At 70.9% G+C, this 13,278-nt stretch carries 9 protein-coding genes; 8 read left to right on the top strand and 1 reads right to left on the bottom strand.

Annotation, left to right across the window (positions count from 1 at the left end):
* Positions 1-17: 17 nt before the first annotated feature.
* From BXA11_RS24245 to narI, 4 genes are all read left to right on the top strand, one after another.
* The gene (locus BXA11_RS24245; protein ID WP_076438122.1) at positions 18-3,686 is read left to right on the top strand and encodes a nitrate reductase subunit alpha; all 3,669 of its coding nucleotides are present in this window, start codon (positions 18-20) and stop codon (positions 3,684-3,686) included.
* A 114-nt stretch (positions 3,687-3,800) separates the two neighbouring features.
* Positions 3,801-5,456, top strand: coding sequence for a nitrate reductase subunit beta (gene narH, locus BXA11_RS24250; protein ID WP_076438124.1), 1,656 nt, complete (start codon positions 3,801-3,803; stop codon positions 5,454-5,456).
* Entirely contained in the window at positions 5,453-6,088 is a 636-nt protein-coding gene (narJ, locus tag BXA11_RS24255) for a nitrate reductase molybdenum cofactor assembly chaperone (protein ID WP_076438126.1), read from the top strand. Before narH ends, narJ begins: the two co-directional genes overlap by 4 nt.
* Positions 6,085-6,819: a respiratory nitrate reductase subunit gamma gene (gene narI, locus BXA11_RS24260; protein WP_076438128.1), complete on the top strand. Its 735-nt coding sequence runs from the start codon at positions 6,085-6,087 to the stop codon at positions 6,817-6,819. Before narJ ends, narI begins: the two co-directional genes overlap by 4 nt.
* Before the next feature lie 131 nt (positions 6,820-6,950).
* On the opposite strand, the gene BXA11_RS24265 is transcribed toward narI, so the two are convergent.
* Positions 6,951-7,652 (bottom strand): CBS domain-containing protein, encoded by a 702-nt coding sequence (locus BXA11_RS24265; RefSeq protein ID WP_076438130.1) that lies wholly within the window; start codon positions 7,650-7,652, stop codon positions 6,951-6,953.
* A gap of 167 nt (positions 7,653-7,819) precedes the next feature.
* On the opposite strand from BXA11_RS24265, the gene gap reads away from it, so the two are divergent.
* From gap to mgtA, 4 genes are all read left to right on the top strand, one after another.
* Complete coding sequence (gene gap, locus BXA11_RS24270; RefSeq protein ID WP_076438253.1) at positions 7,820-8,812, top strand: type I glyceraldehyde-3-phosphate dehydrogenase; 993 nt, start codon at positions 7,820-7,822, stop codon at positions 8,810-8,812.
* 77 nt (positions 8,813-8,889) lie between these two features.
* The gene (locus BXA11_RS24275) at positions 8,890-9,900 is read left to right on the top strand and encodes a zinc-dependent alcohol dehydrogenase (RefSeq protein ID WP_076438132.1); all 1,011 of its coding nucleotides are present in this window, start codon (positions 8,890-8,892) and stop codon (positions 9,898-9,900) included.
* Between the two features lie 7 nt (positions 9,901-9,907).
* Positions 9,908-10,648, top strand: coding sequence for a hypothetical protein (locus tag BXA11_RS24280; RefSeq protein ID WP_143734486.1), 741 nt, complete (start codon positions 9,908-9,910; stop codon positions 10,646-10,648).
* A gap of 113 nt (positions 10,649-10,761) precedes the next feature.
* The gene (mgtA, locus tag BXA11_RS24285) at positions 10,762-13,278 is read left to right on the top strand and encodes a magnesium-translocating P-type ATPase (RefSeq protein WP_239105126.1); all 2,517 of its coding nucleotides are present in this window, start codon (positions 10,762-10,764) and stop codon (positions 13,276-13,278) included.

Here is a 13,278-nt window from a genome sequence, read left to right on the forward strand (position 1 = left end):
TGAGGAAGAGGAAATCGATGTCGAGGATTGACGGGCCACTCGGTGACGCCCTGCTCGGGCTGGGACGTCACCTGCGCCGCGGCGAGGTGTCGCCGGACCTGCGCACGCTCCACCAGGTCGGCGGGCGGCAGGGCGACGTGTTCTACCGGGACCGGTGGAGCCACGACAAGGTGGTGCGGTCGACGCACGGGGTGAACTGCACCGGGTCGTGCTCCTGGAAGGTGTACGTCAAGGACGGCATCATCACCTGGGAGGCCCAGCAGACCGACTACCCCAGCGTGGGGGACGACCGGCCCGAATACGAGCCGCGCGGTTGCCCGCGCGGCGCGGCCTTCTCCTGGTACACCTACTCGCCGACGCGGGTGCGCTATCCGTACGCGAGGGGCGTGCTGGTGGAGATGTACCGCGAGGCGAAGGCACGGCTGGGCGACCCGGTGGCGGCCTGGGCGGAGATCACGACCGATCCCGTCAAGCGCCGCCGCTACCAGGAGGTCCGCGGCAGGGGCGGGCTCGTCCGCGTCTCCTGGGACGAGGCCGCCGAGATCGTCGCCGCCGCGCACGTGCACACGATCAAGGCGTACGGGCCCGACCGGGTCGCGGGCTTCTCGCCGATCCCGGCCATGTCGATGGTCTCCCACGCCGTGGGCGCGCGGTTCGTTTCGCTGCTCGGCGGCACGATGCTGTCGTTCTATGACTGGTACGCCGACCTGCCGGTGGCCTCGCCGCAGGTGTTCGGCGACCAGACCGACGTGCCGGAGTCGGCGGACTGGTGGGACGCCTCCTACCTGATGCTGTGGGGCTCCAACGTCCCGGTCACCCGCACTCCCGACGCCCACTACATGGCCGAGGCCCGCTATCGGGGGCAGAAGGTCGTCGTCATGGCCCCCGACTACAACGACGCGGCCAAGTTCGCCGACGAGTGGCTGTCCCCGCACCCCGGCACGGACGGCGCCCTGGCCATGGCGATGGGCCACGTGATCCTCCGGGAGTTCTTCGTGGAGCGGGAGACGCCCCGCTTCCTCGACTACGTGAAGCGCTACACCGATCTGCCCTTCCTGGTGCGGCTGCGCGAGCACGACGGGGCGTACGTGCCGGACAAGTTCCTCACCTCGGCCGACCTGGGCGAGGAGGGCGAGGACGCCGCCTTCAAAACGGTGCTGCTGGACTCCCACGACGGCGAACCGATGGTGCCGGGCGGCTCGCTCGGCTTCCGGTTCTCCGCCGAGGGCGAGGGCCGCTGGAACCTCGACCTCGGCGAGGTGGATCCGGTGCTCACCCTGGCCGGCCAGGGGGAGGCGGCCGAGGTGGCGCTGCCCCGGTTCGACGACAGGTTCGACGGCGGGTTCGACGGCCCCGGCGCGGGAGTGATGCGCCGGGGCGTGCCCGCCCGGCGCGTCGGCGGACATCTGGTGACCACGGTCTTCGATCTGATGCTCGCGCAGTACGGCGTGGCCCGCGACGGGCTGCCGGGGGAGTGGCCGTCCGGCTACGACGACCCGGCGCAGCCGTACACCCCCGCCTGGCAGGAGGCGATCACCTCGGTGCCGGCGGACGCGGCGGCGCGCATCGCGCGCGAGTTCGCCCGCAACGCCGAGGAGTCCGGCGGTCGATCGATGATCATCCTGGGTGCGGGGACCAACCACTGGTTCCACTCCGACACGATGTACCGGGCGTTCCTGGCGCTGGTCACACTGACCGGCTGCCAGGGCGTCAACGGCGGAGGCTGGGCGCACTACGTCGGGCAGGAGAAGTGCCGCCCGGTCACCGGATGGGCGCAGCTTGCCTCCGGGCTCGACTGGGCCCGCCCGCCCCGGCAGATGATCGGCACGGCCTACTGGTATCTGCACACCGACCAGTGGCGCTACGACGAGCACACCGCCGACGTGGTGGCCTCACCGCTCGGCGGCGGGACGTTCGCGGGGAGGACCAGCGCCGATCTGCTCGCCCAGTCCGCGCGGATGGGATGGATGCCGTCCTATCCCACCTTCGACCGCAACCCGCTCGACCTGGCCGACGAGGCCGAGCGCGCCGGCCGGGAAACCGGTGCGTACGTGGTGGAGGAGGTGCGCGCGGGCCGCCTCGGCTTCGCCTGCGAGGATCCCGACGCGCCGGAGAACTGGCCGCGGGTGCTCACCGTGTGGCGGGCCAACCTGCTCGGCTCCTCGGCGAAGGGCAACGAGTTCTTCCTCCGCCATCTGCTCGGCGCCTCCGACGCCGTGCGGGCGGAGGAGAACGGCCGCGACCGGCGGCCCGGCGACGTCAGCTGGCGGGACGAGGCGCCCCGGGGCAAGCTCGACCTGCTGCTGTCGCTGGACTTCCGGATGACCTCGACCACGTTGTTCTCCGACATCGTGCTCCCCGCGGCCACCTGGTATGAGAAGCACGACCTGTCGTCCACCGACATGCACCCCTTCGTGCACGCGTTCACCCCGGCGATCGACCCGCCGTGGCAGACCCGGACGGACTTCGCCGCCTTCCACTCCATCGCCCGGGCGTTCGGTGCGCTGGCCCGCGACCACCTGGGCGTGCGCCGGGACGTCGTCGCAGTGCCGCTGCTCCACGACACGCCCGACGAGATGGCCAGCCCGCATGGACGGGTGCGCGATTGGCGGCAGACCGGCGAGGCGCCGGTGCCGGGCCGTACGTTCCCGAAGATCGTGGTGGTCGAGCGGGACTACGGCGCGATCGCCGACAAGCTGGCCGCGCTCGGCCCGCTCGCCGAGCGTCTGGGCGCCACGACCAAGGGCGTCACGTTCGACGTCGCGGCGGAGGTCGGACGGCTGGGCCGGGTGAACGGGACCGTGCGCGGGGGAGCGGCCGACGGCCGGCCCTCGCTCGCGACCGACGTCGCGATGTGCGAGACGATCCTCGCGCTGTCCGGCACCACCAACGGCAGGCTGGCGGCCCAGGGGTTCGCGACCCTGGCCCGCCGCACCGGCACCGACCTCGGCGGACTGGCCGACGAGCATCGGCGGATCACCTTCGCCGACACGCAGGCGCGGCCGACACCGGTGATCACCTCGCCGGAGTGGTCGGGCAGCGAGACCGGCGGCAGGCGCTACTCCGCCTTCACCATCAACGTCGAGCACCGAAAGCCCTGGCACACGCTCACCGGCCGCCAGCACTTCTACCTCGACCACGATTGGATGCAGGAGGCCGGGGAGGCGCTGCCCGTCTACCGGCCGCCGCTCAACGCCGCCGCCCTCGCCACGGGACCGGGCGCGGAGGACGGCATCGTGGTGCGCTACCTCACTCCGCATTCCAAGTGGTCGATCCATTCGGAGTATCAGGACAACCTGCTGATGCTGACGCTGTCGCGAGGCGGCCCGACGATCTGGATGAGCCCGGCCGACGCGGCGCGCGCGGGCATCGGCGACAACGACTGGGTCGAGGCGGTCAACCGCAACGGCGTGGTCGTCGCGCGGGCCGTGGTCTCCCACCGCATGCCCGCGGGGACCGTGTACATGTACCACGCACAGGAGCGCGTGGTGGACGTGCCGAAGAGCGAGACCTCCGGACGCCGCGGCGGCATCCACAACAGCCTCACCCGCCTGCTGATCAAGCCCACCCATCTGATCGGCGGGTACGCGCAGCTCAGCTTCGCGTTCAACTATCTCGGGCCGACCGGTCACCAGCGGGACGAGGTCACGGTGATCCGCCGCCGCACCCAGGAGGTGGACTACTGATGCGCGAGCGAACCCGACCCAGTGAGCGGAGTGGTCGGCCGAGGCTCTGTTCGATGGGCGAGCCTCCGGCACGACAGGTCGCCCGCGTAGTGAACGAGGAGTGGTGAGCGACAGATGACACGTGTGATGGCCCAGCTCGCGATGGTGATGAACCTGGACAAGTGCATCGGCTGCCACACCTGCTCGGTCACCTGCAAGCAGGCATGGACCAACCGGGCCGGCACCGAGTACGTCTGGTTCAACAACGTCGAGACCCGGCCCGGCCAGGGCTACCCCCGAACCTATGAGGACCAGGACAAGTGGAAGGGCGGCTGGGAGCTCAACCGGCGGGGCCGGCTCCAGCTCAGAGCCGGCGGACGGCTGAAGAAGCTGCTGACCATCTTCGCCAACCCGCTCATGCCGTCCATCGGCGACTACTACGAGCCCTGGACCTACGACTACGACCGCCTGTTCTCCGCGCCGGTCACCGAGGACACGCCGGTCGCCCGGCCCCGCTCGCTCATCACCGGCGAGCCGACGAAGATCAAGTGGAGTGCCAACTGGGACGACGACCTTGCCGGCGCACCCGAGCTTGCCCCCGCCGATCCGGTGCTGCGCAAGATGTCCGACCAGGTCAAGCTCGAATTCGAGCGGGCCTTCATGTTCTACCTGCCGCGCATCTGCGAGCACTGTCTCAACCCGTCGTGCGTCGCCTCCTGCCCCTCCGGCGCCATGTACAAGCGCTCCGAGGACGGCATCGTGCTGGTGGACCAGGACCGCTGCCGAGGCTGGCGGATGTGCGTCACCGGCTGCCCGTACAAGAAGGTGTACTTCAACCACCGCACCGGCAAGGCCGAGAAGTGCACCTTCTGCTACCCGAGGGTCGAGGTCGGCATCCCGACCGTGTGCTCGGAGACCTGTGTCGGCCGGCTGCGCTACATCGGGCTCGTCCTCTACGACGCCGACCGCGTCGCGGAGGCCGCGTCCACGCCGGACGAGAAGGCCCTGTACGAGGCGCAGAAGAGCGTCATGCTCGACCCCCGCGACCCCGAGGTGATCGCCGCGGCGCGGGCCTCCGGCATTCCCGAGGACTGGCTGGAGGCGGCCCGCAACTCCCCGATCCACAAGCTGATCTTCGACTACGGCGTGGCGCTGCCGCTGCATCCCGAATATCGGACCATGCCGATGGTCTGGTACATCCCGCCCCTGTCGCCCGTGGTCGACGTGCTGCGTGAGACCGGTCACGACGGCGAGCGGGCCGGCAACCTGTTCGGCGCCATCGACGCGCTGCGCATCCCGATCGGCTACCTGGCCGAGCTGTTCTCCGCCGGCGACCCCGAGCCCGTACGCGCGGTGCTGCGCCGCCTGGCCGCCATGCGGTCGTACATGCGGGGGATCAACCTCGCGGGGGAGCGCGACGAGTCCATCCCCGCCGCCGTGGGTCTCAAGGGTGGCGAGATCGAGGAGATGTACCGGCTGCTGGCCATCGCCCCCTACGGCGAGCGGTACGTCATCCCCAAGGCGCACGCCGAGCAGGGCGCACAGCTGGAGGAGCTCGCCACCGGGTGCAGTCTCGACTACGACGGCGGCCCCGGCATGGGCGGCCCCTTCGGCGAGGCGTCAGGACCGCCGGCCCCCGTGGCGGTGGAGAACTTCCACGCGCTGAGGGAACGGCAGTCAACCGGCGAACTGGACCGGGCGGACGAGCTGCGCGGCCGGGTCAACCTGCTCAACTGGGACGGCAAGGGGACCCCCGACGGGCTGTTCCCCAAGCGGAAGGACGAGTCATGACCGATCGTGCGGTGCACCTGACCGCCTCGGTGCTGCTGTCGTATCCGGACGAGCGGCTGATCGAGGCGCTGCCGCTGCTGAACTCCACGGTGGCGCAGCTCGGGCCGGGCGAGCCGGCCAGGCGGCTGGCCGCCTTCCTCGACCACGTGGCCGCCACCCCGCTGCCGGAGCTGGCCGAGCACTACGTGGCCACATTCGACCTCAAGCGCCGCTGCTGCCCCTATCTGACCTACTACACCTACGGCGACACCCGGCGGCGCGGGATGGCCCTGCTGCGCTTCAAGCACGCCTACCAGGCGGCGGGGTTCGAGATCGCCGACGAGCTGCCCGACCACCTGGGCGTCGTGTGCGAGCTGTCCGGGCGGGGCGCCACCGAACAGGCGGTGCGGCTGCTGCGCGAGCACCGGGCCGGTGTCGAGACGCTGCTGCGCGCCCTGGGCGAGGAGTACTCGCCGTACGCCGACGTCGTGGCGGCGGTGCTGGCGACGCTGCCCCCACCGACCGAGCGGGAGCGCCGTGCCGCGCTGCGGATGGCCGAGGAGGGACCGCCGGCCGAGGAGGTCGGCCTGGAGTCGTACGGGCATGAGGCTTTCGTCCCGGTGCAGGCCGGGACGCCGGGAGGATCGCGGTGAACGCGCTCGACGTGACTCTGTGGGTGGTCGCCCCCTACGTGGCCTTGACGGTCTTCGTTCTGGGCCACGTCTGGCGATACCGCTACGACAAGTTCGGCTGGACGACCCGCTCGTCCCAGATGTACGAGTCGCGGCTGCTGCGGATCGGCAGCCCGCTGTTCCACTTCGGCGTCCTGGTCGTGGCGCTCGGTCACGTGGGGGGTCTGGTGATACCCAAGACCTGGACCGAGGCGGTGGGGGTGAGCGAGCACGCCTACCATCTCACGGCGGTCGTGCTCGGCACGGTCGCGGGGATCTGCACGGTCGCCGGCCTGGCGATCCTCGTCTATCGCCGCCGCACGGTCGGCCCGGTGTTCACCGCCACCACCCGCAACGACAAGCTGATGTACGCGCTGCTCGCCATGACGATCGCGCTCGGGCTGACCGCGACGGTCATGGCCAACATCGTCGGCGGCGGCTACGACTACCGCACCACCATCTCGCCCTGGTTCCGGTCGGTTTTCTACTTCCAGCCGGATGGTGACCTGATGGCGGCCGCGCCGATCCTGTTCAAGCTGCACGCGCTCAGCGCGATCGTCCTGTTCGCCGTCTGGCCGTTCACCCGGCTGGTGCACATGCTGACCGCCCCCGTCGGATACCTGACCCGCCCGTACATCGTCTACCGAAGCCGGGACGACCACGCCGGGTCGCGCCCGCCCCGCCGCGGCTGGGAGCCCGCGGGCCGCCCCTGACCGTCGGAACGACTTCGGGCAGGGCCCGGGGTGCCGCGGCGGCGCAACCGGCGACTGACGGGTGCCCGACCAGCCATATGGTCGTGGGTTCGCTCACCGTCGCCGGCCCCGGCACTCGGAGCGATGAACTGTCATCGGTGGCGCCAGGTGTGGGTGTCGTCATCCTCCCACTCCAAGCGGTCGATCACGTCCACCACACCGTTGACACCGCGGGCCAGCCGGGCTGCCGTCAGCGCGTCGCTGCGCCAGTGCAGGCGACCGGTCAGCGTCACGACGCCCTGGTCGACCGTCACGGTCACCATGGCCAGGTCGCCGAAGAGGGAACGGCCGAAGGTGTCGACCGTGATCTCGCGGGCGATGTCGGCGTCCGGACGGGTGAAGACCCGCAGCAGGTCGTGCCGGCCGACCATGCCCTCGAGCCTGCCGTCCGGCCCGAGGACCGGCAGGTGCGTGACGCCGTGCCGGTCCATGAGCCGGATGGCGAACACCACCGCCGTTCCCGGGCCGACCGTGACGGCCGGGGACGTCATCAGCTCGGCGGCCGTGTCACCGCGCGACTTCTCGCGCCATCCGCGCCCCGCCCGGCCGAACAGGCGCCGCAGCCGGGCGCGCAACGGCGGCCGGTAGCCCTCGTGGGCGTACTGCTCCTTGAACTCCTCCTTGAGCAACAGGTCCGCGTCCGTGACGACGCCGATGACCCGGTCGTCGGCGTCGACCACGGGCACGGCGCCCAGGTCCGCGGCGATCAGCACCTGGGCGACTGTCTTGAACGGCATGCCGCCCTCTACGACGGGCACGTCGCGGGCCATGACCTGGGCGACCTTCACACGCATCTCTTCCTCCTCGTGACACCTCCTTCATCCCATCGCACCACCCCGCGCGGGCGGAGAGGCGGAAGGCCTTCGCGCGGGGGCTGTTGCGCCCCCGTCTGCGGCACTTACGCCTCTACGGCCGCTCCGTGCCGGTACGGACGATGGCGGTACAGCCAGCGCTGAGGAGGATCACCATGAGGATCGGCATCAACGGGTTCGGCAGGATCGGCAGGGCCGTGCTGCGCCGCGCGCTGCCCATGGGCATCGAGGTTGTCGCGATCAACGACCTCGCGGACGCGGCGACTCTCGCCCATCTGCTCAGGTTCGACTCCACGCACGGCCCCCTCGGCGTGCCGGTGACCGCGAACGCTTCCTCCATCGACGTGGACGGCCGCTCCATCCCGGTCACCGCGCGCAGCGACCCCGCGCACATCGACTGGGCCGCGTACGGCGCCGACCTGGTGATCGAGGCCACCGGCAGGTTCCGCACGCGGGACGACGCGGCCCGCCACCTCAAGGGCGGCGCCCGCCGCGTGCTCATCTCCGCGCCCGGCAGGAGCGTGGACGTCACGATCGTCCCCGGCGTCAACGACGCGGCCTACGACCCCCGCCGCCACGAGATCGTCTCGATGGCCTCCTGCACCACCAACTGCGTGGCCCCGATGGTGAAGGTGCTGCACGAGAACTTCGGCCTCGTGCGCGGCTTCATGACGACCGTGCACGCGTACACCGCCGACCAGCGGCTGCTGGACGCCCCTCACAAGGACCCCCGCAGGGCCCGCTCGGCCGCCGTGAACATCGTCCCGACCACGACCGGGGCCGCCCGGATGGTCGGCGAGGTGCTGCCCGAGCTCGCGGGCCGGCTGGACGGCGTCGCGCTGCGCGTCCCCGTCGAGGACGGCTCGCTCACCGACCTCGCCGTGGTGCTGTCCCGCCCCGTGGGGGTTCAGGAGGTCAACCGGGCCTTCGCCGACGCCGCCGACCGGGAGCTGAAGGGCGTGCTGCGCTACAGCACCGACCCGATCGTGTCCCGCGACATCGTGGGCGACCCCGCCTCCTGCGTGTTCGACTCCGCGCTCACCCAGGCGGACGGCGAGCTGGTGAAGGTCTTCGGCTGGTACGACAACGAGTGGGGCTACGCCAACCGGCTCGTCGAGACGGCCGCCCGCATGGCCGAGTGACAGTCCGAGCAGCCCCGGATACGAGGCTCGCGGCGGCGCAAGCCGGACGCTGGAGCCCCGGTGGAGAGGAGAAGACAATGCGTGCAGCGATGGTCACCCGATTCGATGGCCCGATCGAGATCCGTGACGTTCCGGTCCCGGAGCTGCGACCCGGTCAGGTCCTGGTGCGTGTCGAGGCAAGCGGGCTGTGCCACACCGATATTCACGCCGCCCGCGGGGACTGGCCGGTCAAGCCGGCTCTGCCGCTCACACCCGGGCATGAGGGCATCGGCGTGATCGAGCAGGTCGGCCCCGGCGTCACCGGCCGGGCCGTCGGGGAGCGGGTCGCGGTTCCGTGGCTGGGCTACGCGTGCGGCATCTGCGACTACTGCGTGAGCGGGCGGGAGACGCTCTGCGAGTCCCAGCTGAACACGGGCTACAGCCTGAACGGCTGCCATGCCGACTACGTCGCGGCCTATGCGGGCCATGTGGTCCTCGTGCCCGAAGCCGTGAGTTCGTTCGACGCCGCTCCGCTGACGTGCGCGGGAGTCACCACGTACAAGGCCGTCAAGGTGTCCGGGCTGCGCCCGGCCGAGCGTGCGGCGATCTTCGGCATCGGCGGGCTGGGGCATCTGGCTCAGCAGTACGCGCAGATCTTCGGGGCCGAGACCGTCGCGGTCGACGTGACGGGCGAAAAGCTCCTCCTCGCCGGTGAACTCGGCGCCACCCACGTCGTTAACGCCGCGGCCGAGGACCCGGTGGCCGCGATACGCCACCTCGGCGGTGCCGACGTGGCCGTCGTCCTGGCGGCCGATCCGGGCGTCCTGCAGCAGGCGCACGCGTCGCTGCGTCGTGGCGGGCGCCTGGTCCTGGTCTCGCTGCCCCGGGACAACGCGATGTCCCTGCCCATCTTCGAGACGGTGCTGGGCGGCATCAGCGTGATCGGGTCCATCGTCGGCACCCGCGCCGACCTGGCAGAGGTGTTCCGCCTGCACGCCGCCGGCCGCACCACGGTGAAGTACGAGATTCGCAAACTGGACGAGATCAACCAATGCGTCGAGGACGTCCTCGCCGGCCGAATCCCCGCCCGGCTGGTCTTCGAGCTGTGAGACGGTCATGACCACTGTCACTTCCCGGCCCGCCTCTGCCGCCTCGATGGCATGGGCCGGCCGGGCCTCCGGCGTCTGGCTACGGTTGTCGGTCACGGCGGCGCTCCTGGCCGCTGCAGGCAATATCTACGCGCTGTCCGACCTGGAAGGCATCTACGGCAGAGAGACGAGCGCCTTCGTCAACCAGGCGATCGCCCAGGACGCCGTCGATCTCGCCGTGGTCTCCCCGGCGATCGCCGTGCTCGCGTTCCTCGCCCGCCGGGGCTCGCTCCGCGCGTACCTGACGTGGCTCGGCGCCGTGGCCTTCATGACCTACAACTACGTCATCTACACACTGTCGGTCCACGTCGGGCCGCTTTTCCTGGTCTGGGTCGCCGCCGTGAGCGAGCCGGCCCTGCCGTCCAGCCCGGTGCATGTGCTCGACCTGTCGTTCTTCCTGCCCGCGGCCTTCATCTCCGGAGCACTGCTCCTTCGGGGCCGGCCATGGGCCTACACGACCGCTCCCGGTCTGCTGGCCTTCCTCGCACTGACCGGACTACCGATCATGGTCACGCGCTTCGTCGCGCAAACCCGCGGCGACGAACCCGCGTGGGCCGTACTTCCACCGATCGTGGGGGTCATCGTCGCCTGCCTCGCTGTCCTGGCCGGCCTGATGCGGCCGCTCCCGCGAGCGACAGGCACTCCGGTCAAGGTCCCGGTCTCGCGCACTGATCGGAGGCACCCGCCTGACCAGGATGCGGCAACGTAGGCCGAAGGTCCCCCAGGGGGATGCCTTTGGCCTGCGGTCACCCCACACGCCTGGGTGATCTGCTTCAGGGCATGGAGCGCATGACCGGATCCGCCGATGCCCGAGGACTCACGGTGAAGGAACCGGCCGCGACAGGGCTCACCGACGAACAGGCTGCGGCCGTCCGGGCCAAGGTCGGCCCCAACGCGGTCCGCAGCCACCGGGCGCGCCCCGTCGCGGTGCTGGCCAGGCAACTCCGCAGCCCACTGCTGATACTGCTGCTGGTCGCGGCCACCGTGTCGTTCTTCGTCGGGGAGCGGACCGACGCGGTGGTGATCGGTGTGATCGTCGCGTTGAGCGTCGGGCTGGGCTTCGCCAACGAGTACCGCGCCGAGCGCGCGGTGGAGGCGCTGCACGAGCACATGCGCAGCCGGGCGCGCGTGCTGCGCGGCGGCACCCTCGTCGAGCGTGACGTCATCGACCTGGTGCCCGGGGACGTGGTCCAGCTGAGGCTTGGCGCCGTCGTTCCCGCGGACATCGAGCTGGCCGAGGCACGGGACTTCGAGTGCGACGAGTCGGTGCTGACCGGGGAGTCGTTGCCGGTTCGCAAGAACCCCGGCGACACGGCGCTGATGGGCACGGTCGTCACTGCGGGAACCGCCGCCGGGACCGTGTCCCAGACCGGCGCCGGTACGGCTTTCGGCGCGATCGCCGCCGGCCTGGGTGAGCGGCACGCGGAGACGGCCTTCCAGATCGGGCTGCGCAGGTTCTCCGGACTGCTGGTGTGGGTCGCCGCGGCGCTGACTGCCGGAGTGTTCACCACGAACCTGATCATGGGCCGCCCGCTGCTCGACGCCATGCTGTTCTCGCTCGCCATCGCGGTCGGCGTCACCCCGCAGTTGCTGCCCGTGGTCGTCACGACCAGCCTCGCCACCGGGTCGCGCCGCCTCACTCGGCTGAAAGTGCTCGTGAAACGCCTGGTCGCCATCGAGGACCTCGGCGACGTCGAGGTGCTGTTCACCGACAAGACCGGCACGCTGACCCAAGCCAAGATCGCCCTGCGCCAGGCCGTCTTCCCCGACGGAACCCCCGACCCGGGTGGCGCCGACGGCCCGTTCCGCTTCGGCGTGCTGTGCGCGGACCCGCCCGGATCCACGCCACTCGACGACGCCCTCCACGAAGCCATGCACGATGCGCGTGCCATGCGGGAGTGGGCGCCGGAAAACTGCCGGCGCATCGATGCCAAGCCGTTCGACCACGAGCGGCGCATGGCATCCGTGCTGGTCGAGGACCTTGCCGGAGAGACGCGGACCATCGTCAAGGGAGCCCCGGAAGCGGTGCTGGCCCGGTGCCGGGCCGTGCCCGAGGAGTCCCGAAGGCTGGCCGAGCGGCTGTTCGCCGAGGGTGCCCGCCTGGTCGCGGTCGCCGTACGCCAAGGGGAACGCGAGCTGGTGGAATCCGATCTCGATCTGGCCGGGTTCCTGGTGTTCAGCGACCCGCCCAAACCCGGAGTGGAGCACGCGCTCGAACGCCTGGCCGCGCTCGGAGTCACCGTGAAGATCCTCACCGGTGACCACCCCGCCGTCGCGACCGGCCTGTGCGAGAAGATCGGCCTGCCCGTCACCGGAGTGCTGGCCGGTGAGGAGATCGAGCGTCTCGACGACGCCGCCCTGGCCGATGCCCTGCCGGCGACCACGGTGTTCGCGCGAGTCAGCCCCGAGCAGAAGGCCAGGATCGTCGGCATCCAGCGAAGCGGGGGCCTGGACGTCGCCTACCTCGGCGACGGCGTCAACGACGCGCTCGCGCTGCACCGGGCGGATGTGGGCATCTCCGTCGACACCGGGGCCGACGTCGCCAGGGACGCGGCCGACGTCGTGCTGCTGGAGAAGGACCTGGGCGTGCTCGCCGACGGCATCGTCGAAGGGCGCCGCATCTTCGCCAACACCATCAAGTACCTCCTGATGGGGACGGCCAGCAACGTCGGCAACATGTTCTCCGCCGCGGCCGCCTCGGCGGTGCTTCCGTTCCTGCCGATGCTGCCGAGCCAGGTGCTGCTCAACAACCTTCTGTACGACGCCAGCCAGCTGACCATCCCGGCGGACGCCGTCGACGGCGAGCAGCTCGCCCGGCCCGCGCGCTTCGACCTCGGGCTCATCCGCCGGTTCATGCTGGTCTTCGGACCGCTCAGCTCGATGTTCGACCTCGCCATGTTCGCGCTGCTGCTGCGGGTCTTCCACACCGCGCCGCCGCTGTTCCGGGCGGCCTGGTTCGTGGAGTCCCTCGCCACCCAGACCTTGGTGATCTTCATTGTCAGGACCCGCCGTACTCCGTTCTGGCGAAGCAGGCCGGCCACAGCCCTCGTGATCGCCGTGGGAGTCGTGGTGGCGGCCGGACTCGCCCTGCCCTACGCGCCCTTCGCATCCGACTTGGGGCTGGCGCCCATCCCACCGGCGATTCTCGGCACGATCGCCGTCGTCCTGATCGTCTACTTGGCACTCGTCGAGGTCGTCAAGCGGCGCTTCCGCACCGTGCCCGCCCCACGCGGGCGGCACCTGCCACCCCACCACCACGTGCACCGCCGGGCCACCCCGTTCAGCCGCGGTCTGCGGGTGGTCCGGCACGGCCTGGCCAGGTCCGCGTCAGGGAGCTGA

The organism is Microbispora rosea (assembly GCF_900156315.1).
In the GTDB taxonomy this organism is placed as follows: domain Bacteria; phylum Actinomycetota; class Actinomycetes; order Streptosporangiales; family Streptosporangiaceae; genus Microbispora; species Microbispora rosea.

Bases quoted from the DNA above. Each gene is read 5' to 3' on its own strand.
- BXA11_RS24280 (WP_143734486.1), top strand. From the start codon at position 9,908: ATGACCACTGTCACTTCCCGGCCCGCCTCTGCCGCCTCGATGGCATGG.
- BXA11_RS24265 (WP_076438130.1), bottom strand. From the start codon at position 7,652: ATGCGTGTGAAGGTCGCCCAGGTCATGGCCCGCGACGTGCCCGTCGTA.
- BXA11_RS24275 (WP_076438132.1), top strand. From the start codon at position 8,890: ATGCGTGCAGCGATGGTCACCCGATTCGATGGCCCGATCGAGATCCGT.
- narJ (WP_076438126.1), top strand. From the start codon at position 5,453: ATGACCGATCGTGCGGTGCACCTGACCGCCTCGGTGCTGCTGTCGTAT.
- BXA11_RS24245 (WP_076438122.1), top strand. From the start codon at position 18: ATGTCGAGGATTGACGGGCCACTCGGTGACGCCCTGCTCGGGCTGGGA.
- narH (WP_076438124.1), top strand. From the start codon at position 3,801: ATGACACGTGTGATGGCCCAGCTCGCGATGGTGATGAACCTGGACAAG.